This is a genomic window from Cupriavidus sp. FW305-F7 (genome assembly GCF_058782875.1).
Genome location: NZ_JBYSYC010000004.1, coordinates 108846 through 130702, shown reverse-complemented (window position 1 = coordinate 130702; position 21857 = coordinate 108846). Strand labels below are relative to the sequence as shown.

19 protein-coding genes and 1 pseudogene are annotated in these 21857 nt (G+C 67.1%); 10 read left to right on the top strand and 10 right to left on the bottom strand.

Going from position 1 to position 21857, the window contains the following annotated elements:
- Positions 1-9: 9 nt before the first annotated feature.
- From AC3WL8_RS05425 to AC3WL8_RS05385, 9 genes are all read left to right on the top strand, one after another.
- Positions 10-1482 (top strand): NAD-dependent succinate-semialdehyde dehydrogenase, encoded by a 1473-nt coding sequence (locus tag AC3WL8_RS05425; protein ID WP_013952812.1) that lies wholly within the window; start codon positions 10-12, stop codon positions 1480-1482.
- 37 nt (positions 1483-1519) lie between these two features.
- Positions 1520-2329 carry a 4-hydroxy-2-oxoheptanedioate aldolase gene (hpaI, locus tag AC3WL8_RS05420; RefSeq protein ID WP_013952813.1) on the top strand — a complete coding sequence of 270 codons (810 nt, stop codon included), beginning with the start codon at positions 1520-1522 and terminating at the stop codon, positions 2327-2329.
- Between the two features lie 25 nt (positions 2330-2354).
- The gene (locus tag AC3WL8_RS05415) at positions 2355-3800 is read left to right on the top strand and encodes an FAD-binding oxidoreductase (protein WP_013952814.1); all 1446 of its coding nucleotides are present in this window, start codon (positions 2355-2357) and stop codon (positions 3798-3800) included.
- 156 nt (positions 3801-3956) lie between these two features.
- Positions 3957-5045, top strand: coding sequence for an MBL fold metallo-hydrolase (locus AC3WL8_RS05410; protein ID WP_013952815.1), 1089 nt, complete (start codon positions 3957-3959; stop codon positions 5043-5045).
- 91 nt (positions 5046-5136) lie between these two features.
- The gene (locus AC3WL8_RS05405; RefSeq protein ID WP_013952816.1) at positions 5137-5844 is read left to right on the top strand and encodes a PadR family transcriptional regulator; all 708 of its coding nucleotides are present in this window, start codon (positions 5137-5139) and stop codon (positions 5842-5844) included.
- A gap of 78 nt (positions 5845-5922) precedes the next feature.
- Positions 5923-6750, top strand: coding sequence for a siderophore-interacting protein (locus AC3WL8_RS05400; RefSeq protein WP_013952817.1), 828 nt, complete (start codon positions 5923-5925; stop codon positions 6748-6750).
- 78 nt (positions 6751-6828) lie between these two features.
- Positions 6829-7221, top strand: coding sequence for a hypothetical protein (locus AC3WL8_RS05395; protein WP_013952818.1), 393 nt, complete (start codon positions 6829-6831; stop codon positions 7219-7221).
- Positions 7222-7342: 121 nt separating this feature from the next.
- Positions 7343-8551, top strand: coding sequence for an alanine transaminase (gene alaC, locus AC3WL8_RS05390; protein WP_013952819.1), 1209 nt, complete (start codon positions 7343-7345; stop codon positions 8549-8551).
- Between the two features lie 147 nt (positions 8552-8698).
- Positions 8699-10648: a putative Ig domain-containing protein gene (locus tag AC3WL8_RS05385; RefSeq protein ID WP_492377991.1), complete on the top strand. Its 1950-nt coding sequence runs from the start codon at positions 8699-8701 to the stop codon at positions 10646-10648.
- Positions 10649-10697: 49 nt separating this feature from the next.
- On the opposite strand, the gene AC3WL8_RS05380 is transcribed toward AC3WL8_RS05385, so the two are convergent.
- From AC3WL8_RS05380 to AC3WL8_RS05355, 6 genes are read right to left on the bottom strand one after another with little or no spacing between them, the layout of a single operon-like run.
- The gene (locus AC3WL8_RS05380) at positions 10698-11363 is read right to left on the bottom strand and encodes a Crp/Fnr family transcriptional regulator (RefSeq protein WP_013952822.1); all 666 of its coding nucleotides are present in this window, start codon (positions 11361-11363) and stop codon (positions 10698-10700) included.
- Positions 11364-11377: 14 nt separating this feature from the next.
- The gene (locus AC3WL8_RS05375) at positions 11378-12511 is read right to left on the bottom strand and encodes an enoyl-CoA hydratase/isomerase family protein (RefSeq protein WP_492377990.1); all 1134 of its coding nucleotides are present in this window, start codon (positions 12509-12511) and stop codon (positions 11378-11380) included.
- 9 nt (positions 12512-12520) lie between these two features.
- Positions 12521-13291: an enoyl-CoA hydratase gene (locus AC3WL8_RS05370; RefSeq protein WP_492377989.1), complete on the bottom strand. Its 771-nt coding sequence runs from the start codon at positions 13289-13291 to the stop codon at positions 12521-12523.
- Positions 13288-14193: a 3-hydroxyisobutyrate dehydrogenase gene (gene mmsB / locus AC3WL8_RS05365; protein ID WP_492377988.1), complete on the bottom strand. Its 906-nt coding sequence runs from the start codon at positions 14191-14193 to the stop codon at positions 13288-13290. The genes AC3WL8_RS05370 and mmsB overlap by 4 nt, the downstream gene beginning before the upstream one ends.
- A gap of 37 nt (positions 14194-14230) precedes the next feature.
- Complete coding sequence (locus AC3WL8_RS05360; RefSeq protein WP_013952826.1) at positions 14231-15754, bottom strand: CoA-acylating methylmalonate-semialdehyde dehydrogenase; 1524 nt, start codon at positions 15752-15754, stop codon at positions 14231-14233.
- Between the two features lie 45 nt (positions 15755-15799).
- Complete coding sequence (locus tag AC3WL8_RS05355) at positions 15800-16933, bottom strand: acyl-CoA dehydrogenase family protein (RefSeq protein WP_010814121.1); 1134 nt, start codon at positions 16931-16933, stop codon at positions 15800-15802.
- A gap of 152 nt (positions 16934-17085) precedes the next feature.
- Between AC3WL8_RS05355 and AC3WL8_RS05350 the strand changes: the two genes are divergently transcribed.
- Positions 17086-18102, top strand: coding sequence for an AraC family transcriptional regulator (locus AC3WL8_RS05350; protein ID WP_013952827.1), 1017 nt, complete (start codon positions 17086-17088; stop codon positions 18100-18102).
- A 779-nt stretch (positions 18103-18881) separates the two neighbouring features.
- Here the strand turns inward: AC3WL8_RS05350 and AC3WL8_RS05345 are convergent.
- From AC3WL8_RS05345 to AC3WL8_RS05330, 4 genes and pseudogenes are all read right to left on the bottom strand, one after another.
- A pseudogene (locus AC3WL8_RS05345) lies at positions 18882-19289 on the bottom strand (DUF3158 family protein).
- Positions 19290-19309: 20 nt separating this feature from the next.
- The gene (locus AC3WL8_RS05340) at positions 19310-19414 is read right to left on the bottom strand and encodes a hypothetical protein (protein WP_455423808.1); all 105 of its coding nucleotides are present in this window, start codon (positions 19412-19414) and stop codon (positions 19310-19312) included.
- Between the two features lie 217 nt (positions 19415-19631).
- Positions 19632-20324 carry a helix-turn-helix domain-containing protein gene (locus AC3WL8_RS05335; protein WP_492377987.1) on the bottom strand — a complete coding sequence of 231 codons (693 nt, stop codon included), beginning with the start codon at positions 20322-20324 and terminating at the stop codon, positions 19632-19634.
- Complete coding sequence (locus tag AC3WL8_RS05330) at positions 20321-21709, bottom strand: MFS transporter (protein WP_492377986.1); 1389 nt, start codon at positions 21707-21709, stop codon at positions 20321-20323. Before AC3WL8_RS05330 ends, AC3WL8_RS05335 begins: the two co-directional genes overlap by 4 nt.
- Positions 21710-21857: the final 148 nt, after the last annotated feature.

Genomic DNA, 21857 nt, shown 5'->3' with positions numbered 1-21857 from the left:
CACACACTTATGCTGACGCTTTCCGAGCAAGCGCTGCTGCGCAGCCAGAACCTGATTGACGACCGGTGGTGCGATGCCGGCCTTGGCGCCCGCCTGCCGGTCGCCGACCCGGCCACCGGTGAGACCTTTGCCAACGTGCCAGACAGCGATGCCGGCGATGCCCGCCTTGCCGTCGATGCCGCTGCCGCCGCCTTCCCGGCGTGGAGCCGCCGGCCCGCGCGCGAACGCGCCCAGTTGCTCAAGCGCTGGCATGCGCTGATCCTCGCGCACCAGGAAGACCTGGCGCGCATCATCTCGACGGAGCAGGGCAAGCCCCTGAAAGAGGCACGCGGCGAGGTGCAGTACGGCGCGTCGTATGTCGAGTGGTTTGCCGAAGAGGCCACCCGCATCTGCGGCGATATCGTCGCCGAAGCCGTGCCGGGCCGCAAACTGCTGGTGCTGAAGGAACCGGTGGGCGTGGTCGCGGCGATCACGCCGTGGAACTTCCCGCTGGCGATGATTGCCCGCAAGATCGCCCCGGCGCTGGCCGCCGGCTGCACGGTGGTGGCCAAGCCCGCCGAGGACACGCCGCTGACCGCGCTGGCGCTGGTATGGCTGGCGCAGCAGGCCGGCATGCCCGCGGGCGTGCTCAACATCGTCACCGCATCGCGCGAGCACACGCCGGGCGTGGTCGACGCCTGGCTGGCCGACAGCCGCGTGCGCAAGATCACCTTTACCGGCTCCACGCCCGTGGGCAAGCACCTCGCGCGCGAATCGGCGGCCACGCTGAAGAAGCTGTCGCTGGAGCTGGGCGGCAATGCGCCCTTCATCGTCTTTGAGGACGCCGATCTCGATGCCGCGATCGATGGCCTGATGGCGTCCAAGTTCCGCAACGGTGGCCAGACCTGCGTGTGCCCGAACCGCGTCTATGTGCACGACGCCGTGCACGACGCCTTTGTCGAGCGCCTGGCACAGCGCGTTGGCGCGCTGCATGTCGGTCCGGCCACGGAAGAGGCCGCGCAGATCGGTCCCATGATCAATGCCCGCGCCGTCGACAAGATCGCACGCCATGTGGAAGACGCCGTCGCCCGGGGCGCGCGCGTGGTCACCGGCGGCAAGCGCGTGCGCACCGCCGATGGCCCGCACTACTACGCACCAACGGTGCTGGCCGATGCGACCCCCGCGATGGAGCTGTCGTGCGAAGAGACCTTCGGCCCGGTCGCGCCAATCTTCCGCTTCCGCGATGAAGCCGAGGTGATCCTCGACGCCAACGACACCCCGTTCGGCCTCGCCGCGTACTTCTACTCCAACGACATCCGCCGCATCTGGCGCGTGGCGCAGGCGCTGGAAACCGGCATGGTCGGCATCAACGAGGGCGCGATCGCGGCCGAGGCGGCGCCGTTTGGCGGCGTCAAGGAATCCGGCTACGGGCGCGAGGGCTCGCGCCACGGGCTGGACGACTATATGCATACCAAGTACCTTTGCCAGGGCCAGCTCGGCTGAAGCGCCGGGCCCAGCGATCATCGAACCGGAACACACCATGCCCGCAAACAATCCCTTCAAGACCGCGCTGGCCGCCCGCCAGGCGCAGATCGGCCTGTGGCTGTCGATGGCAACGCCGTACCTGGCCGAAGTGTCGGCCACCGCAGGCTTTGACTGGCTGCTGATCGACGGCGAACACGCCCCCAACGACCTGCGCTCGACACTGCACGCGCTGCAGGCCGTGGCACCATACCCGGTCCAGCCCGTGGTGCGTGCCGTCGCCGGCGAAGTGCCGCTGATCAAGCAGTTGCTCGACATCGGCGCGCGCAGCCTGCTGGTGCCGATGGTGGATACGGCAGAACAGGCCCGCATGGTGGTCAGCGCCACGCGCTACCCGCCACAAGGCATCCGCGGCGTGGGCAGCGCGATTGCGCGCGCCTCGCAGTGGAGCGCCCGCACCGACTACCTCGATGTGGCCGACGATGAAGTCTGCCTGCTGGTGCAGGCCGAAACCGTCACCGCATTGCAGAACCTGGAAGCAATCTGTGCGGTGGATGGCATCGACGGCGTCTTTATCGGCCCGGCCGACCTGGCTGCGTCGATGGGCCACCGCGGCCGCCCCGGACACCCGGAGGTGCAGGCCGCCATCGAAGGCGCGATGCGTACCATCATCGCCAGCGGCAAGGCCGCCGGCACGCTAACGTCGGACCCGGCACTGGCACGCCGCTACTTCGACCTGGGCTGCACCTTCGTGGCCACGGGCGTGGACGTGATGTTGTACGCCAACGCCGCGCGCAAGCTTGCCGCATCGTTCCGTGCGCAGCCCGCGGACGCTCCCGCTGCAGACAAGCCCTCCGCCGCGTACTGACCTGTATTTCCTAGGCCTTACACACATGCCAGCTGACCTCCCGACCCCAGACACCACCTTGCGCGCGATGCATGCCATCGTCGGCGCCAACGCCTGCCGCAGCGGCGACGCCGACACGCAGGCCTATGTGACCGACTACCGCGGCATCTACCGCGGCCAGGCCCAGGTAGTGGTGCTGCCGTCATCGACGGAAGAGGTCAGCCAGGTGCTGCAGTGGTGCCACGCCCAGCGCGTGCCGGTGGTGCCGCAGGGCGGCAATACCTCGCTGATGGGCGGCGCCGTACCGGACGACAGCGGCACCGCCGTGGTGGTCAACCTCAGCCGCATGAACCGGGTGCTGGACATCGACACCATCAACGACACCATGACCGTGCAGGCCGGCGTCACACTGAGCGCGGCACGCGGCGCCGCCGAGGCCCGGCAGCGCCTGTTCCCGCTGCGCATCGGCTCCGAAGGCTCGTGCCAAATCGGCGGCAACCTGTCGACCAATGCCGGCGGCACCGCGGTGCTGCGCTACGGCAATATGCGCGACCTGGTGCTCGGCATCGAAGTAGTGCTGCCCGATGGCCGCATCTACTCGTCGCTGCGTGGCCTGCGCAAGGACAACACCGGCTACGACCTCAAGCACCTGTTCGTCGGCGCGGAAGGCACGCTGGGCATCATCACCGGCGCCGTGCTCAAGCTGATGCCGCAGCCGCGCAGCAGCGCCGTGGCCTTTGTCGCCGTGCAGGACCCCGCCGCGGCCGTGGCCTTGCTGGGCGAAGCCAAGCGCCTGTCCGGCCAGGCCGTGACCGCGTTCGAGCTGATCTCGCGGCCCGCGCTGGAACTGGTGCTTGAGTATCTTGGTAACGTGGCTTCCCCGCTGCAGGACAAGCACGACTGGATGGTGCTGATCGAGCTCACCTCCGGCACCGATGCGGAAAGCCTGAACGCTACGCTGATGGAAATCCTCGAATCCGGCTTCAGCCAGGGCCTGGTGCAGGACGCCGCCGTGGCCGCCAGCCTGTCCGATGCCCAGACCTTCTGGCGCATCCGCGAAGAGATCTCCGACGCCCAGACCCGCACCGGCGGCAGCATCAAGTGCGATGTCTCGGTGCCGCTGTCGCGCATCGCCGCGTTTGTCGAGGAAGCCTCGGTCAAGGTGCTGGAACTGGTGCCGGACGCGCGCATGGTGATCTACGGCCATATGGGCGACGGCAATGTGCACTTCAACCCGCTGCGGCCCAGGGATCAGCCAGGCAAAGCGTTCCTGGCTCAGTGGTATGAGCGGGTCTCGGCGCTGGTCGACGGCATGGCCCACGCGGAAAACGGCTCGATCTCGGCCGAGCATGGCATCGGCGTGGCCAAGCGCGATGACCTGACGCGCTACAAGTCCCAGGTGGAGCTGGAGCTGATGTGGCAGGTGAAGCAGGCGCTTGATCCGTTGAACCTGCTTAATCCGGGCAAGGTGCTGCCGGCGCCGGCCCGATAGCTCACGGCTATTCCACACCACGGAACGCGGGCAGGGCGCGCGTAGCATGAATCGCCCATCTGGGCTAAGGTATCTGCTATCCAGAACGCGCGGAGCCGGGGCATTGCCGCACCGGCCACTGCGCACAGCACGGCCGGCCCACCGGCCCAGATACCGATGAGCGCCCATTCTCCCGACATCGCCCTCGCAGCTGCCCCCATCTCCCTCGAAAAGCCCGAACTCGACTACCCCTGCGGTGACGCCCCCGAACCCGGCCGCGCCTGCGAGGTAGCGCCCGGTGTACTGTGGCTGCGCATGCCGATGCCGCTGGGCCTGAACCACATCAACCTGTGGGCCATCCGCGACGGCAATGGCTGGGCCGCCGTCGACGCCGGGCTGCAGACGCCGGAAACCGCCCAGGCCTGGCGCGCGCTGTTCGCCGAAAGCGGGCCGCTCGCCGGCGGCCTGACGCGCCTGTTCGTGACCCATATGCACCCCGACCACATCGGCATGGCCGGGTGGCTGACCGGCAAGTTCGATTGCCAGCTGTGGATGACGCGGCTGGAATACCTGATGTGCCGCGTGCTGGCAGCGGATACGGGACGAGCGGCGCCGGATGACGCGACCGATTTCTATCGCAAGGCCGGCTGGGACGACGAAGCGATCGAGGTGTACCGCACCCGCTTCGGCGGCTTCGGCAAATATGTCCACGCCTTGCCCGAGAGCTTCCACCGGCTGTCCGATGGCGACACCGTGCGCATCGGCGCGCACGACTGGCAGGTCATCGTCGGCACCGGCCACTCGCCCGAACATGCCTGCCTGTACTGCCCGGCGTTGAAGCTGCTGGTGTCCGGCGACCAGGTGCTGCCGCGCATTTCTTCCAATGTCTCGGTGTTCCCGACCGAGCCCGATGCCGATCCGATGCAGGACTGGCTGGCCTCGCTCGACAAGGTACGCGCCGCCGTGCCGGACGATGTGCTGGTGCTGCCGGCGCATAACGAGCCGTTCCGTGGGCTGCATGCGCGCATCGATTATTTGCGGGCGAGCCAGATGCAGGCGCTGGACCGGTTGCGTGGGGCGTTGGGGACGCCGAAGCGGGCGGTGGATGTGTTTGGTGAGTTGTTCTCGCGCCCCATCACCGGAAGCGGCGGGCTGCTGGGGATGGCTACCGGCGAAAGCATTGCGCACCTGAACTACCTGCTGGAGCGGGGCGAGGCGGTGCGCGAGACCGGTTCCGATGGCTGCCACTGGTACCGCATGAGGTAATCCCGGGGCGGCGGGAACTGCCGCGTCGCCTTGACTTCCGATCGTACGATATATATCGTAAGATATGTTTTACGACATATCGGAGGTAATCATGCGCCATCATTCCCACCCTTTGGGCTTCTCAGGCCGCGGCCGTCACCTGTTGATGCGCCTTGTGCCGCACTTTGAGCGCCACTTCGCCCACCACGCCATGGGCCGCCACGGCGGCGGCTTCTGGGGCGGCGGCCATGACGACGGCTTCGGCCCGGGCGGCGCCGATGGTCCCGGCAGCTTCGACGGCGAAGGCTGGCGCCGGGGCCGCAAGTTCAGCGCCGATGACCTGCAGTTGCTGCTGCTCGCCATGCTCGAAGAGAAGCCGAGCCACGGCTACGAACTGATCAAGGCGATCGAGACCCGTACCAACGGTTTCTACAAGCCGAGTCCCGGCGTGGTCTACCCGGCCCTGACTTACCTAGAGGAAGTCGGCTACGCCACCGTCGATACGGAAGGCAACAAGAAGCGCTACCAGCTGTCCGAGCCCGGCAAGGCCCACCTGGCGGCCAACCGCGAGCGGGTCGAGGTGATGATTGCCAAGCTGCGCCACGTGGCGCGCAAGGTGGAGTGGATGCGGCGCGCCATGAGCGGCGAGCCGCAGGCTGAGCCGGAGCAGGGCGGCTGGCTGCCCGAGCTGATGCAGGCCCGTGCCGCGATCAAGCGAGCCATTGCGCTGCGCAGCGATGCGGGCGCCGACGAGCAGCGCCGCATCGCAGAAATCCTGCTGCGCGCGGCGGCTGAGATCGAAGCGGTCCGCAAGGCCTGACGCGTGGCACTGACGCTGGCTGCGGCCATCGGCAACCTGACCCGGCAGGCGCCGGGTTTAATCCCAAGGATTTCCAATATGAGTGAGAACAACCAAGCCTCCGCACGCGACTTGACTGTGCAGCGCGTGCGCCATCCGCTCAAGATGCGCCTGCTGCAGGTGGTGCGCACCACGCAGGTGTCACCGCAGCTGCTGCGCGTCACGCTGGGCGGCGCTGATCTGCAGGACTTTGTCTCGGCGTCGTTCGACGACCACGTCAAGGTCTTCTTCCCGGTTGATGGCGCAGACAAGCCGGTGTTGCCGCAGGTCACCCCGGACGGCATCACCTTCCCCGAAGGCCAGCCGCGGCCGGCCGCGCGCGACTACACGCCGCGCCGCTACGACGCGGCGAAGCAGGAACTGGATATCGAGTTCGTGCTGCATGGCGATGGTCCCGCCTCGACCTGGGCTGCCCAGGCGCAGCCGGGCCAGTACCTGGGCATGGGCGGGCCGCGCGGCTCGTTCGTGGTGCCCACGGCGTTCGACTGGCACCTGCTGATCGGCGACGATACCGCGCTGCCGGCAATCGCCCGGCGCCTGGAAGAGCTCGGGGCCGATACGCGCGCCATCGTGGTGGTGGAAGTAGGCGATGCCGCGGCGCAGATTCCGCTGCCGACGTCCGCGCAATGCGATGTGCATTGGCTGAATCGTGGCGATGGGCTGGAAGGCAGCCTGCTGGAAGGGGCGCTGCGCAAGCTCACGCTGCCGCGCGGCGAGGGCTATGCGTGGGCCGCTGGTGAAGCGGCGGCGATGAAGGCCGTGCGCCAGTATCTGGTCAGCGAGCGCGGCATCGACAAGAAGCGCATCCGCGCATCGGCCTACTGGAAGCGCGGCGACGCGGCGGTGCACGAGACGCTGGACGACTGAGCCACGGCGGCGATATGGTGTACGAGGGCGCGGCGTTGCCATAAGATGGCAGGCAACGTCACCGCCGGGAGGACTGCCGTGTTGCCTGCATCCAAGCCGTTGCGCATCATCGCCGCCGCCGCGGCATCCGTTGCCATCCTGGCCGCCTGTGCGCCGGACGCCGTGCGCAATCGCCAGGCGACCGACTTCAATGCCTATCTCGATTCGCTGCGGACCGCGTGCCCGAACATGATCGTCGGGACGAACAATATCAGCGACTGGCTGCGCACCAGCGGCAGCCGCAGCGACGACGACTACGTCTACTGGCTGGACCAGACGTCGCGCCTGTACTACCAGCGCATCTCTGCGCAGCAGTACCGCGATTCGGTCAGCGCGGCGCTGGGCGGGCGCTCCGATTCTCCCGCGCTGGACTGCATCGTGCGCCATCTGCCCGCGAACCGGCCGACCGGTCTGCCGGGGGGCAGGCTCTAGGCATCTGCGCACGCCGGTTGTGCAATGGCCGCATCCCCGCTAACATGAGTCCCGGCAGCCGAGACAACGGCTGCCGACGTCGCTCGGACGGTTCCGGGCGCTTACGTAAAGGACTCCCTCCATGACTGCCGCTTCTGGCAAGCGCCGCTTTGCGCGCATCGATCGCCTTCCCCCGTACGTTTTCAATATCACCGCCGAGCTGAAGATGGCCGCCCGCCGCCGTGGCGAGGACATCATCGACATGAGCATGGGCAACCCCGATGGCGCCACGCCGGCGCATATCGTGGCCAAGCTGACTGAAGCGGCGCAGCGGCCCGATACGCACGGCTACTCGGCCTCCAAGGGCATCCCGCGGCTGCGCCGCGCGATCGCGCACTGGTACCGCGAACGCTATGACGTGGAGATCGACCCGGATACCGAGGCCATCGTCACCATCGGTTCCAAGGAAGGCCTGGCGCACCTGATGCTGGCCACGCTGGACCGCGGCGACACGGTGCTGGTGCCCGATCCCAGCTACCCCATCCATATCTACGGCGCGGTCATTGCCGGCGCGGATATTCGCTCGGTGCCGCTGGTGCCGGGCATCGATTTCTTTGCCGAGCTGGAGCGCGCCATCCGCGGCAGCTATCCCAAGCCGAAGATGATCGTGCTGGGCTTTCCGTCCAACCCCACCGCGCAATGCGTGGAGCTTGACTTCTTCGAGCGCGTCATTGCGCTGGCACGCAAGCACGATATCTTCGTGGTGCACGACCTGGCCTATGCCGACATCGTCTTCGATGGCTGGAAGGCGCCGTCGATCATGCAGGTGCCGGGCGCCAAGGACATCGCGGTGGAGTTCTTCACGCTGTCCAAGAGCTACAACATGGCGGGCTGGCGCGTGGGCTTCATGGTGGGCAACCCGGACCTGGTGGCGGCGCTGACGCGCATCAAGAGCTATCACGACTACGGCACCTTCACGCCGCTGCAGATCGCGGCCATTGCCGCGCTGGAGGGCGACCAGCAATGCGTCAGCGAGATCGCCGCGCAGTACCAGTCGCGCCGCGACGTGCTGGCGCGCGGGCTGATCGAAGCGGGCTGGCCGGTGGAGATCCCGAAGGCGTCGATGTATATCTGGGCGCGGATTCCCGAGCCGTACCGCGCGCTGGGCTCGCTGGAATTCTCCAAGCAGCTGCTGGCCAAGGCCAAGGTATCGGTCTCGCCGGGCATCGGCTTTGGCGACTATGGCGACGAGTATGTGCGCTTTGCCCTGATCGAAAACGAATCGCGCATCCGGCAGGCGGTGCGGGGCATCAAGGCGATGTTCCGGGCCGACGGGCTCGTGAAGGGCTGAGGGGCTGCGAGCGGGGCCTAATTCCGGCCTTTCATTTCCCCCGAACGGGTCATGTGGTGTGCCGCGATGCGATGCTTTAATGTTTGCGCATCGCGGCGGCCCGACAAGAAGGTCGCCGGAAAACTATAACTTCCGGGTCCTTCTGTCATGATCTCCCTTGCCAGCCGTGCGCACGCGTCCACGTATCCTGCTTGGCGGCACTTCCTCCAGTCTTGCCTCGTTGTCCTGGCCTTGCTGTGGGCAGCCATGCTGTCCGGATGCGTTGCCGAGGAAGATGCAGCAATCGAGCCGCCAGCAGGCCTCAACTACAGCATGCCATCCGCCAGCTACGTGCAAGGCGAGGCGATCGTGCCGAATCGTCCCAGCGCCAGCGGCGGTGCGATCGCCCGGTATATGGTGGCGCCGCCGTTGCCGGCGGGGCTGAGCCTCGATGAGGGCACGGGTGTCATCGCCGGGACGCCGACAACCACCACGGCTGCCACGATCCACGTTGTGACCGGCACGAACAGCGCAGGTTCGGCGACTGCCCGCGTGCAGATCGAGGTGCGCGACGGCACGGTGGCGCCGACTGGCCTGGCGTATCAGGCGTTGGCCGTCATCTTTACCGTTGGCGATCCTGTTGCCGCCAGCGGCCCCACCAGCAGCGGTGGCGCGATCACGCACTACAGCATTGCGCCCGCGCTGCCTGCCGGACTTGCCTTCGATGCGCAAACGGGTGTCATCAGCGGGACGCCCGCCGCTGCGGCCGCGCAGGCGCTCTACATCATCACGGGCACAAATTCGGCGGGCAGTACCACGACGGAACTCCGCATGGAGGTGCAGGCCGCGGTCGCGCCGCCCGCCAGCCTCCAGTACGGCAATACAGCAGCCCTGTACGTGGTGGGGGAGGTCATCGTTCCCAACCCGCCGCAAGTCACCGGCGGCGCTGTCGCCAGCTTCTCCGTTGCGCCCGCGTTACCGGGCGGGCTGAGCCTGAACACACAGACCGGCGTGATCGCCGGTACGCCACAGTCCGTGCAGATGCAGGCCAGCTACACCATCACCGCAAGCAATCGCGCGGGCAGTGTGCAAGCGCAGGTGCGGATATCTGTGACGGCGCGTGGCAGTTGGGTGGCTGCCGCACCCATGCCGCAAGCGAAGCACTACCACACGGCAACCCTGCTCGCCGACGGCAAGGTGTTGACCGCTGGCGGCATTGGTGCGGGGGGCGTGACAACAGGCGCTGCGCTCTATGACTCCAGCGTAAATGCCTGGTCTGCGACCGGAAGCCTTGGCATGCCCCGGTATGAGCACACCGCCACGCGCCTGCTGAATGGCAAGGTCCTGGTTGCTGGCGGTGCATCGGGTATCTCGACGCCACTGGCTTCGGCAGAGCTGTTCGATCCGGCTACCGGAACCTGGACCCCGACCGGCAGCCTGGCAGCGGCTCGCGTCAGGCACACGGCCACGCTGTTGCCGGATGGAAGAGTCCTGGTCATCGGTGGCAATCAGTCAGGGGTGGCGCCCCTGAGTACCGCTGAACTGTACGATCCCGCCCTCGGCGCCTGGACCGTGGCAAGTATGACTCTGACAACGCCGCGCACCCAGCATGCCGCGACACTGCTGCCGGATGGCGCCACCGTGCTCGTGGTCGGTGGTCTCAACAGCACGGGAGCGGTCCTGTCAGCCGAGTTGTTCCCCGCGAGCGGCAGTGGCGCCAGCGTGACAGTGCCGTTCCCCGGCGGGTCGCACAACGTCGTGCAGTCCGTCCTGCTGGGCAGTGGGAAGGTACTGGTCGTGGGGGACTTTGCCGGTGCCCCGCAGGCCTGGGTGTACGGTCCCGCAACGTCAGGCTGGACCGGCAGCACCATGAACGCCCGGCGTCTGTTGCCTGCCCTGATTCTGCTGGCCGATGGCAGGGTGCTGGCAGTGGGGGGAAGCCTCCCGGCAAGTGCGGAGATCTATCACCCGGATGCCAATGCCTGGACCGCAGCAGCCTCCGTGTCCGTTCCGCTCAGCGGGGTCGCCGCCGCCCTGTTGCCGGACGGGCGGGTGCTGGTGACAGGTGGCGCCGATGGCGGTGTTGAGTCCGATGCCACGGAGCTATATCTGCCCTAGCAACGTTCGCCCGTTGGCGGCGCGTAGCGATGCCGGACAGCCCCGGCGCTCAATACCGCCGCAATCCTTCCAGCTCCAGCACGTGCACGACGCCATAGTCGACGCGCACCAGCCCATGCTGCTCCAGCACCTTGAGCGCGGCATTGGCCCGCTGGCGCGAGATGCCCGCCAGCAGGCCGACTTCCTCCTGTGTCAGATGCAACGCCGGACCCAGCCCAGGACATAACACGGGATGGAATAACGTGGCCAGCGCCCGGGCCACGCGGCCTTCGATGCCGTGCAGCCGCTCATGCTCGACGGTGGCGATGAACAAGCCCAGCCGTTCGTTGAGCTGGTCTAGCAGATAGCGGTTGAAGGGCAGGCTGGTCTCCTGCAGCCAGCGGAACGTCGCCGCAGGCATGCAGGCGATGCTTGAATCGCGCAGCGCGACCACGTCATAGCGCAGCGCCTCGCGCTTGAGCAGGGAGCCTTCGCCAAGCCAGCCGCCGGCCGGCACGCCGGTCAGGGTGGCGCGCTTGCCCGATGGCGATGCGCAATGCACCTTGACCAGGCCCTGTGCGATGCCAAGCCAGTTGTCGGCCAGGTCGCCCTTGCGGCTGACATAGGCGCCTTGCGGCACGGCACGTTCACGCAGTTCGGCGCGCACGCGCTGGCGTTGTTCCGGGGTCAGTGCTGCCGCCCAGGGGCTGCACGCCAGCAGCGCGTCGAGGCTCACAATGGCGCATCCGCTCAGGCGGGCAGGGCGAGGGGCAGCGGCTGTTCGCCCGGCGCCCACCACGGCCGGAACAGCGCCTGCACGGCGGCGTCATCGACGGCGTCATAGCTGGTGATGCGCCAGTGCGGCGTGTTGTCCTTGTCGACGATCAGCGCACGCACGCCTTCGATGAAATCCCCCTGCGAAAACGTGCTGACCACCACCGCCAGCTCCATGCGGAAGCAGTCGGCCAGGTCCATGCGGCGGCCGCGCAGCAGCAGCTCGCGCGTGGCGCAGGCGGACAGCGGCGAGCGGGTGCGCAGCACGTCGATAGTGCGGGTGGCCCAGGCGGAGTAGGCCGGGTCGTCCTGGCAGGCCAGTCCGGCCAGGATCTCGGGCAGCGTTGCATGCGCGGGGAAATGCCGCAGCAAGGCCGGCAGCACTTGCAGGAGCGGCGCGCCGGCGGCGCTGGCGACGTGCTCGCGCACCAGCGCATGGCGCAGGTCTGACAGCGTGTCATCGCCCCAGGCGATGCCGGCGAGGGTCTGCTCCAGGCCAGCCAGCGTGGCGCTGTCGACCGCGGCGTCGGCCAGCCCGCACAGCAGGGCATCGGCCGCGCCGATGGTGACCCCGGTCAGCCCCAGGTACAGGGCCAGCTGCACCGGCAGCTTCGACAGGAAATGGCTGGCGCCCACGTCCGGCACCAGGCCGATGCCGGTTTCGGGCATGGCCACGCGCGAGCGTTCGGTGACGAGGCGCAGGTGCGCGGCTTGCGCCAGGCCCATGCCGCCGCCCATGACGATCCCGTCCATCAGCGCCACCAGCGGTTTGGGGTAGCGGTGCAGGCTGTAGTCGAGCGTGTATTCGTCGATAAAGAAGCGCTGGTGCAGTGGGGTGCCGTCGCGGTAGCTGTCGGTCAGCGCGCGGATGTCGCCGCCGGCGCAGAAGGCCTTGGGGCCGGCGCCGCGCAGCACCACTGCGCGGACGGCATCATCCTGCGCCCAGGCTTCCATTTGCGCACCGAGCGCGACGATCATCGGGTACGACAGGGCATTGAGCTGGCGCGGCCGGTTCAGCGTGGCAACGCCGACACCGTTGACGACCTGGAACAGCACCTCCGGCTCGGCGGCATCCAGGTTGGCGGCCTTGGTCTCTTCAGTCAGGCGCATGGCGGACTCCTAGGCGTTGCGCCATTGCGGCGTTCGTTTCTCGAGGAAGGCGTTGACCCCTTCGCGCTGGTCGGCATCGTCGAACAGGTCGACAAAGCGCTCGCGCTCGAGTGCCAGCGCGGACTGGCGCGGCACGCCCTGGCGCGCCAGATGTACCAGCCGCTTGCTGTGCGCGGCGGCCCGGGGACTGACGTTGCAGGCGCGCTCAGCCATCGCCAGCGCGGTGGCGAAGGCCTGGCCGCGCGGCACGACTTCCTCCACCAGGCCAATGCGCAACGCCGTGGCGGCATCCACGCGCTCGTTGGTCAGGATCATGCGCTTGGCCCAGCCTTCGCCCACCAGCCATGGCAGGGTCTGCGTGCCGCAGCCGCACGGCAGCAGGCCGACCGCGGCTTCGGGCAGGGCCATCTGCGCGTGTTCCTCGGCAATGCGGATATCGCAGGCCAGGGCGCATTCCAGGCCGCCGCCCATGGCATAGCCGTTGATCGCGGCGATCACCACGGGCCGCGCGTTCTGCAGTGCCTCGAAGGCGCTGCCGAACTGCTGCGCCATCACGCGGGCATGGGCGCGGTCGCCCTCGGCAAAGCCGTTCAGGTCCGCGCCGGCGCTGAAGAACTTCGCGCCGGCACCGGTGACCACCACGGCGCGCACTTCGGGGTTGGCGTCGATCTTTGCCACCAGCTCGCGCAGCTGCTGCAGGCCTTCTGCAGTGAAGGCGTTGGCGGGCGGGCGGCTCAACGTCAGCGTGGCGACGTGGCCTTGCAGGGCGAACTCGATCATTGCTTGGATTCCTTGTCAGCGGCGGACAGGTACTGGCGGATCACGCCGGAGAAGTCGAGCTGGCCGTCGCCGGCATGGCTCACGGCCTGGTAGACCTGCTGCGCCAGCGCGCCCAGGAACAGCGGCTGCTTCACGCTGCGCGCGGCGTCGTTGGCCAGGCCCAGGTCCTTGAGCATCAGGTCGGCGCCAAAGCCGCCGGTGTAGCCGCGCCCGGCCGGCGCGGTCTCGATCACGCCGGGCCAGGGGTTGCAGGTATCCGAGGCCCAGCAGCGGCCGGTGGAGGTATTGACGATGCCGGCCAGCACGTTGGCGTCGATGCCGAGCTTGACGCCCAGCGCCATCGCCTCGGATACGCCAATCATGGAGATGCCGAGGATCAGGTTGTTGCAGATCTTGGCGACCTGGCCGGTGCCGGTGCCGCCGCAGTGGACCAGGTTGCGCCCCATGCCGGCCAGCACCGGGCGCACCTGGGCGAACAGCGCTTCGGAGGCGCCGACCATGAAGGTCAGCGTGCCGGCCTGCGCGCCAACGGTGCCGCCGGAGACCGGTGCATCGGCCAGCGCATTGCCGTGCGCCTCGGCGGCAGCGGCCAGTTCGCGCACGGTGGCGGGGTCGATGGTGCTTGAGTCCACCAGCGGCACGCCCGGGCGCACGCCCGCCAGCACGCCTTCCGGGCCCAGGTAGGCGCTGCGCACATGGGCGGCGGCGGGCAGCATGGTGATGACAAAGTCCGCTTCGGCCACCGCCTTGCGGGCGGAATCCGCGGTGGCGGCGCCCTCGGCGCACAGCGACGCCACCGCCGCAGCGTTGAGGTCGAATACGGTCAGCGTATGGCCGGCCTTGAGCAGGTTGCGCGCCATGGGCGCGCCCATGTTGCCCAGGCCGATGAAGGCGATATGCATGGGGTCTCCTTCCGTGTCGTTCTTGAATGTCGGCCGATTACTTCAGGCTGATGGTGGTGTTCACCCCATCGTTGACCGTCGCGTCATCAAACCACCGCGCCGTCACCGTCTTGGTCTGCGTATAGAACTGCACCACCTGCTTGCCATACGGACCCAGGTCGCCCAGCTTGGAGCCACGCGATCCGGTGAAGCTGAAGTAGGGCACCGGCACCGGGATGGGGATGTTGATGCCGACCTGGCCCACGTCGATCTCGCTCTGGAACTTGCGCGCCGCGGCGCCGCTCTGCGTGAACACGCCGGTGCCGTTGCCAAACGGGTTGCGGTTGACCAGGGCGATGGCCTCGTCAAGCGTATCGACGCCGACCACCACCAGCACCGGCCCGAAGATCTCTTCGGTGTAGATCGACATGTCGGTCCGGACATCGGTAAAGATGGTCGGGCCGATGAAGTTGCCCTGCGGATAGCCCGGCACCTCCACGCCACGGCCATCCAGCACCAGCGTCGCGCCTTCGCGCTCGCCGGCGGCGATGAGGCCGAGGATCCGTTCTTTTGCCGCCACCGATACCACGGGGCCGACATCGGTGCCAGCCTCGGCGCCGGCGCCGACTTTCAGGGTCTTGGCGCGTTCGACCAGGTCGGGCACCCAGTCGCGTGCCGCCCCCACCAGCACGATCACCGAGGTGGCCATGCAACGCTGGCCGGCCGCGCCGAAGCCTGCACCGGCCAGCGCGTTCAGCGTCTGCTCCTTGTGCGCATCAGGCAGCACGACAGCATGGTTCTTGGCGCCCATCATCGACTGCACGCGCTTGCCGTGCGCGCCGGCCAGGTTGTAGACGTGGGTGCCAACGGCGGTCGAGCCCACGAACGACACGGCCTTGATGTCCGGGTGCGTGCACAGCGCATCGACCACGTCCTTGGCGCCGTGCACCACGTTCAGCACGCCCGGCGGCACGCCGGCTTCCAGCGCCAGCTTGACCAGCTCCACGGTGGACAGCGGGTCCTGCTCCGAAGGCTTGAGCACGAAGGTATTGCCGCAGACGATCGCCATCGGGAACATCCACAGCGGAATCATCGCCGGGAAGTTGAACGGTGTGATACCCGCGCAGACGCCGATCGGCTGCTGCAGCGTGTAGGTGTCGACGGTGGCGGCAACGTTCTCGGCAAAACCGCCTTGCTGCAGGGTGCCGATCGAACAGGCGTGTTCCACCACCTCCAGCCCGCGGAAGATGTCGCCCTCGGCATCGGCCAGGGTCTTGCCCTGCTCGGCGGTCAGGATGGCGGCGATACGCTTGCTGTGCTCGCGGATCAGTGCCTGCAAGCGCAGCATGACGCGCAGCCGCGCGCCGATGGGCGTATGGCGCCACGTGGCAAAGGCGCGGTGCGCGGCGCCCACGGCAGCGGCGACCTCGCTTGCTGTGGCCAGCGGCACGCGTGCGAGCACCTCCTGCGTGGCGGGATTGACCACGTTGCGGAACTCGGTGGCGGACGAATCCACCCATTCGCCATTGATCAGCAGCGGCACGGTCGGCACGGCATTGTCGGTCTTGGGCACGGCAGTCATGGTTGTCTCCGGAAGGTCTGGTTCTGTTGGCAAGGGATGGTGGGACTACAGGCTGCGCGCGATCAGCATGCGCTGGATCTCGCTGGTGCCTTCGTAGATCTGGGTGATGCGGGCGTCGCGGTAGTGACGCTCGACCGGGTAGTCTTCGAGATAGCCGTAGCCGCCGTGGATCTGCAGCGCCTTGGAGCACACGCGCTCGGCCAGCTCCGACGCATACAGTTTGGCCTGGGAGGCTTCGGACAGGCACGGCACGCCTTCGCTGCGCATGCGCGCGGCGCGGTGCACCAGCAGGCGCGCGGCGTTCAGCTCGGTGGCCATGTCGGCCAGCATGTTGGCGATGGGCGGGTGTTCGCGCAGGGCGCGGCCGAATTGGATGCGTTCCGATGCATAGCGGCACGCCGCCTCGAAGGCCGAGCGCGCAATGCCGATTGCCTGCGCGGCGATGCCGATGCGCCCGCCTTCCAGGTTTGACAGCGCGATGCGGAGGCCCTCGCCGGGCTCGCCCAGCAGTGCGTCGTGCGGTACGGTGCAGTCTTCCAGCGTGATCGCGCAGGTGTCCGAGGCTCGGATGCCCAGCTTCTTCTCGGGGGCGTGGACGATGAAGCCGGGGGTGTTTGTGGGGACCAGGAAGGCCGAGATGCCCTTCTTGCCGCGCTCGGGCTCGGTCGAGGCGAACACTACGGCGACACCGGCGCGCTGGCCGTTGGTGACGAACTGCTTGCTGCCGTTGAGCACCCAGCCGTTGTCGGTGAAGCGGGCGCGCGTGCGCAGGTTGTGCGCCTCGGAGCCGGCCTGCGGCTCGGTCAGGCAGAACGCGCCGATCAGCTCGCCGCTGGCCAGGCGCGCCAGGTAGCGTTCTTTCTGCGCATCGGTGCCATAGTGCAGGACCGGCCCGCAGCCGACCGAGTTGTGCACGCTCATCATGGTGGCGCAGGCGGCGCAGCCGGCGGCGATTTCTTCGATGGCCAGCGCATAGGCGACGTAGTCGGTATAGGTGCCGCCCCATTCCTCGGGCACGATCATGCCCAATAGCCCCAGCGCGCCCATTTCGGCGACGACTTCATCGGGCAGGCGGCCGTCGCGGTCCCATTGCGCGGCGCCCACGGCCAGCCGTTCGCTGGCAAAGGCGCGCGCGCTGTCGCGGATCATGGTTTGCTCTTCGGTATAGTCGCTGTGCATGGCAGTTAGGGGTGGGCGTTTTGAGCCGCGCGGCAAGTCAGGCAGAATGCGCGCTTGGCGTTTGACCTGCGGGCAGTGTAGGAACGCCGGGGGCGGGCTCCTATGCCAAAATCCGCCAATCTTCTTGAACTCGTTTGCCACCCGCCAGCGCCATGGAAAAAGGCAGTGTCGCCATCTGTTTCGTCCACCACGCCATCGCGGGGCTGCGCGCGCGTGGCATCGACCCCGATCCGGTGCTGCGTAGCGCCGGCATTGCGCCGGCGCTACTGGCGGTGCCGCAGGCGCGCGTCTCGTCCGCCAGCTACAGTGAGCTGTGGATGGCCGTGGCGGCGGCGCTGGACGATGAGTTCTTCGGGCAGGATTCGCGCAGCATGAAATGCGGCAGCTTTGCCATGCTGTGCCACGCGGTGGCCGGTAGCCGCACGCTTGCGCAGGGGCTGGAGCGCATCACGCGGTACTTCCGGCTGCTGCTGGATGATATCGGCGTGCGGCTGGAGCGCCACGGCGATGAGGCCGCGCTGGTGCTGACCGCGCCCTGCGCGCACCTGGGGCGGCAGCCCGGCGTGTTTGCCAAGGAAACCATGCTGATCATGCTGCATGGCCTGATGAGCTGGCTGCTGCGGCGGCGCGTGCCGGTGCGGCTGGCGGCCTTCGACTACGACGAGCCGCCGTACAGCGCCGAATACCGCGTGATGTACTCGCGCCAGCTGGCCTTCGACCAGCCCGCCACGGCGCTGGTGTTCGACGCTGCGCTGCTGGACCAGCCGGTGCGCCAGGACGAGCGCAGCCTGAAAGCCTTCCTGCGCGATGCGCCGCACAACGTGGTGGTCAAGTACTCCGACCGCGCCAGCGTGGGCGCACGGGTGCGCCGGCTGCTGCGCAACCAGCGGCCCGAGCTGTGGCCCACCTTCGACGCGCTGGCGGTCAGCCTGAACCTGTCGGCCTCATCGCTGCGGCGCCGCTTGATGGACGAGGGCGTGAGCTACCAGGACCTGAAGGACGGGCTGCGGCGCGACCTTGCCATCGAGGCGTTGAGCCACTCCGGGCGCCCCGTGGCGGATATTGCGGCGGAACTCGGATTTGCCGAGCCGGGCGCGTTCCACCGGGCATTCCGGCGCTGGACCGGATCGCGCCCCGGCGCTTACCGTAAGTTTGCGGACGAAGCCTGACCGCGGCCGATCGGTCAAAGTGGACGGGGCTAAACTGGCTTTGGCCTCGAGGGATTGAAGGTCCTGCTGCGGGCCGGGGCTGGGTGGTCTCGGCCGATGAGGCTCTGGTGATCGAGCGCAGTCCGCCACACGTCCAAGCGCGGTGCGGCCCAAGCTCATTACTTCGCTGCAACTCGCTGATCGCGTGCCAAACCGCATCGTGTCCGTACCGCCTTGCGCCGGCGCGGCGCCGCTTTCTTATCCGGCAAGAAAACAACAGGCCTAAAGCATGAAGCCCTCAGCCTTGGACGAAGGCACCACCTGTGGGCTGTAGCAATCCTTGGCTGTCGTCAAAGCTGTTTGCTCCAGCAGTTGCACTCGACCCGTATCGTGGCTGGGGTCGACATCCGTGGGCACACATCCGCTGGCCTTCTGGCCTCGCATGTCCATGACAGCACCGCGAGGCGCGCACCGTTGCAGAAGGTGACATGCGCTGGCGTATCCCGCGGGATGCGGGAGCTTGGCTCCGCCGTCGAATACAGCCGGCGTGGCGCGGGTTCGTGGGCGTCAGCGTGACCTGTCATGATGACCTGCAAGATGCACGCCGCCTGCGCGACGTGCCGCGCTGCCTCTCCGAGATCTTCAGCGTGGGTTTCTCTGGGCATGAAGCCTTCTTGCAAATGTGCAGTTCATCGGATGCACAACAGCATGAATGCCTTGGATGAGACCGGCAGCAAGAAAGCTGGACGGCATGGATACCGACTTATGATCGATGGGAAACGGTTGCCGCAGTGGTAGCGTCAATGGCGGCAGCCTGCGGGGCGAGAAACTCGCCTCACGAGGGCGGGTGGAACCCGGTGGGACCGCAGTAAGACTACCCCCAAGGGGATGCCCAGGATACGCCACAGGTGAATCGCCTCGGCCCGTGCCATGTTGCTAGTGCATTCCTTGGCGTGGCGGGCGATGCTGTGGGTCAGGCTTATCTGCATGTTGAGCGCGATGCGCCACAGCTACATCACATACAGGTCGTCGTCGATCAGCGAGTCCGGTATTACGAGGCGGCCGAGCAGCGACTCCCACAAGGCCACGCCCATGGATGAGCAGTCAATATAGCGCCAGCGCAGGAGAGTCGTCCCTGCGCCAATGGTTTTCGTGGCCAGTTGCACATCGAGCAGGTCAAATGGGTAGGCGCTTGCCTGGGGCAGCACGCGCCGCTGTGCCAGGACGATCAAGCTGGCGCGCAGCGCCAAGTCATTGGCTGGTCAAGGCCTCCAGACTCTCCCTTACCTTTAAAAGGTTGTAAAAGGCCTTTTAGGTAGGCTACGTGTTCCAGCCGTTGGAAGGCCGGCTGTGCCAGCTATCCCCTGGGGATAGCTGGCAGTGTTCGGCTAGTTCATGGGCTGTGCACGCTGTACCTCTCGTGCTCAATACCAGGCGACCTGTTTGTCAGTGCGCGTCTGCCTTCTTCCTCAAGCCCCATGCCTGGGGCGAGTCGGATGGTTGGGCTTGGAGCGGCGCTTGCAAGCGCGAATCTTGACCCTTCAGCCCTTCTACAGACGGATATCAACGGAAGCTGGCGTGGCGAATAGCTTTGGTTCCTTGCCGAGCGGAAATCCGATCACGTACAGGACGTTAGCTGGCATTGGCCTGTCCGGGTCCGAGCCCCCCTTCAGCAGCACTTGGCGCTCGGCATAGCAGAGCGAAACGCCAAGGGTCTTGAGCACATCGATGTTGGCTTGCATCGTGTCCGACGCCTCGCGCTTCTGCGCTTCGGTGTAGGCGTCCAGGCCATCCCGGTAGTCGCGGAAATATTCCATCAGCGCGGCGAAGCGTTTATCCGCTTCGCCGCCCATCTCGAAGGCCAGCTCCGACATGTCCATCGTGCTGGTCTGCGCCAGCTCGGCCAACTGCTTACCCGTGGTCAGCGGAATCGCCGCGAAGGTGACGTGCTCGAGGTCGAACTGTTCCTGCGCAGCCTTGAGTTCGTCTTCCGGTGGAATCGCGAATGGCTTGTTAAGCGCGTCGATGTCCAGGAAATCGAACGCGCTGGCCAGCGCCCGGCAGATGTCGGGGCCAGCGGGCCAGCCTTGTTCGACGCGCTGAACGGTTCGCACGTTGAGTCCTGCGATCACGGCTAGCTGCTCTTGCGTCCATTGCCGGGCGTCGCGAAATACCTTGATGCAGACAGCCAGCTCGGCGGGAGTCAGTAGGCGTACTGGTGGCGTGTTTTCCGTCGCATTCATTTCGTTGCTCCTTCGTTATCGACCGACTGGCCAGCCGTTCTGGCCACGCCATTGCGCATGGCATGGCCGCATTTAGCGAGGGGCCAGAGCGCTAGCGAGAAGCCGACAGCTGCCAGTACTGCCACATAGTGAGCCGGCGCCATTGCGTCGTGCTGTAGCCACAGCGTGAGAATCATCGGCGTGAGGCCGCCGAAGACTGCGTAAGACATGTTGTAGGCAAACGAGAGACCGGTGAACCGCACTGGTGCCGGAAAGGCGCGCACGCCGGCAATCGGCACGGTGGCGATGGTGCCGACGAACAGACCCAGCAGTCCGTAGTGCCAGAACAGCGTGCCAGGCGTGCCGGGCAGGCTGCCGTAGAAGAGGTAAGCGGTCATGAGAAGTCCGCCCCAGCCGATCAGCATGACGGCGCGGGTGCCGATGCGGTCGCATGCCCAGCCGACGATTACGCAGCCGATGGTCAGCGTGAGGGTGGCGAACGCATTGGTCTCGAGCGCGAGCGCGGCGGGTATGTGGTGCACCTTCTGTAGGTAGGCGGGCGTGTACAGGACCACCACGACGATAGAGGTAGAAAGTACCCAGGTCAGCAATGCGACGAACAGACTGGCCGAGCGGTGCTCGCGCAGCACGGTGCGGATCGGGAGTTCGCGCGCCAGATTGCTGCGCTCAGCCACCTCGCGGAACACGGGGGTCTCATGAAGAAACCGGCGCAGGTACACCGACACAAGTCCGAAGACGCCGCCCAGGATAAAAGGGATGCGCCAGGCGAAATCGCTCACCTGCTCAGGCGTGTAGTGGCGATTGATGGCGACCGCCACGAGCGAACCCAGCAGGATGCCACCCGTGATGCCCGAGGTCAGGGTCCCGATGCCGAAACCGTAGTGCCGGCTCGGCACGTGTTCGCCGACAAACACCCAGGCACCAGGCATCTCGCCACCGATGGCCGCGCCCTGCAGCACGCGCATCGCCAGCAGCAGCAGCGGTGCCGCGACGCCGATGCTGGCGTAGGTGGGCAGCAGGCCGATCATCAGCGTGGGCGCGGCCATCAGCAAGATCGACAGCGTGAACATGCGCTTGCGGCCAAGCCGGTCACCAAAGTGGGCGATCACGATGCCGCCCAGCGGGCGTGCCAGGTAGCCGGCGGCGAAAATGCCGAACGTCTGCAGTTGTCGCAGCCAATCTGGCATGTTGGGCGGGAAGAATAGCGCGCCCAGCACCGTGACGAAGAAGACGTAGATGACGAAGTCGTAGAACTCGAGCGTGCCGCCGAGGGCGGCAAGACCCAAGGTCTTGTAGTCGCGAGCAGCCAGCGTGCGTGCCGGAACGGGCAAGACGCCGCCCGGTACGCTCAGGGGATTCACATGGGGTTCTTGTTGTGGATTCACGTTCGGTCCTCGTCAGGTAGTGATCAATGGACTTCGGTCAGGGCTGGTCCTTTTGAGACCAAGACCCCATTGGTTGCGCGTGAGCGATGCCGATCAGGCATGTGCCACGCTGCATGGAAGCACCAGGGCATCAAGTGGTGCCAACGCC

Bases quoted from the DNA above. Each gene is read 5' to 3' on its own strand.
- AC3WL8_RS05415 (WP_013952814.1), top strand. From the start codon at position 2,355: ATGCCAGCTGACCTCCCGACCCCAGACACCACCTTGCGCGCGATGCAT.
- AC3WL8_RS05335 (WP_492377987.1), bottom strand. From the start codon at position 20,324: ATGAATGCGACGGAAAACACGCCACCAGTACGCCTACTGACTCCCGCC.
- alaC (WP_013952819.1), top strand. From the start codon at position 7,343: ATGACTGCCGCTTCTGGCAAGCGCCGCTTTGCGCGCATCGATCGCCTT.
- AC3WL8_RS05400 (WP_013952817.1), top strand. From the start codon at position 5,923: ATGAGTGAGAACAACCAAGCCTCCGCACGCGACTTGACTGTGCAGCGC.
- AC3WL8_RS05350 (WP_013952827.1), top strand. From the start codon at position 17,086: ATGGAAAAAGGCAGTGTCGCCATCTGTTTCGTCCACCACGCCATCGCG.
- hpaI (WP_013952813.1), top strand. From the start codon at position 1,520: ATGCCCGCAAACAATCCCTTCAAGACCGCGCTGGCCGCCCGCCAGGCG.
- AC3WL8_RS05360 (WP_013952826.1), bottom strand. From the start codon at position 15,754: ATGACTGCCGTGCCCAAGACCGACAATGCCGTGCCGACCGTGCCGCTG.
- AC3WL8_RS05370 (WP_492377989.1), bottom strand. From the start codon at position 13,291: ATGATCGAGTTCGCCCTGCAAGGCCACGTCGCCACGCTGACGTTGAGC.
- AC3WL8_RS05425 (WP_013952812.1), top strand. From the start codon at position 10: ATGCTGACGCTTTCCGAGCAAGCGCTGCTGCGCAGCCAGAACCTGATT.
- mmsB (WP_492377988.1), bottom strand. From the start codon at position 14,193: ATGCATATCGCCTTCATCGGCCTGGGCAACATGGGCGCGCCCATGGCG.
- AC3WL8_RS05405 (WP_013952816.1), top strand. From the start codon at position 5,137: ATGCGCCATCATTCCCACCCTTTGGGCTTCTCAGGCCGCGGCCGTCAC.
- AC3WL8_RS05355 (WP_010814121.1), bottom strand. From the start codon at position 16,933: ATGCACAGCGACTATACCGAAGAGCAAACCATGATCCGCGACAGCGCG.
- AC3WL8_RS05375 (WP_492377990.1), bottom strand. From the start codon at position 12,511: ATGCGCCTGACTGAAGAGACCAAGGCCGCCAACCTGGATGCCGCCGAG.
- AC3WL8_RS05385 (WP_492377991.1), top strand. From the start codon at position 8,699: ATGATCTCCCTTGCCAGCCGTGCGCACGCGTCCACGTATCCTGCTTGG.
- AC3WL8_RS05410 (WP_013952815.1), top strand. From the start codon at position 3,957: ATGAGCGCCCATTCTCCCGACATCGCCCTCGCAGCTGCCCCCATCTCC.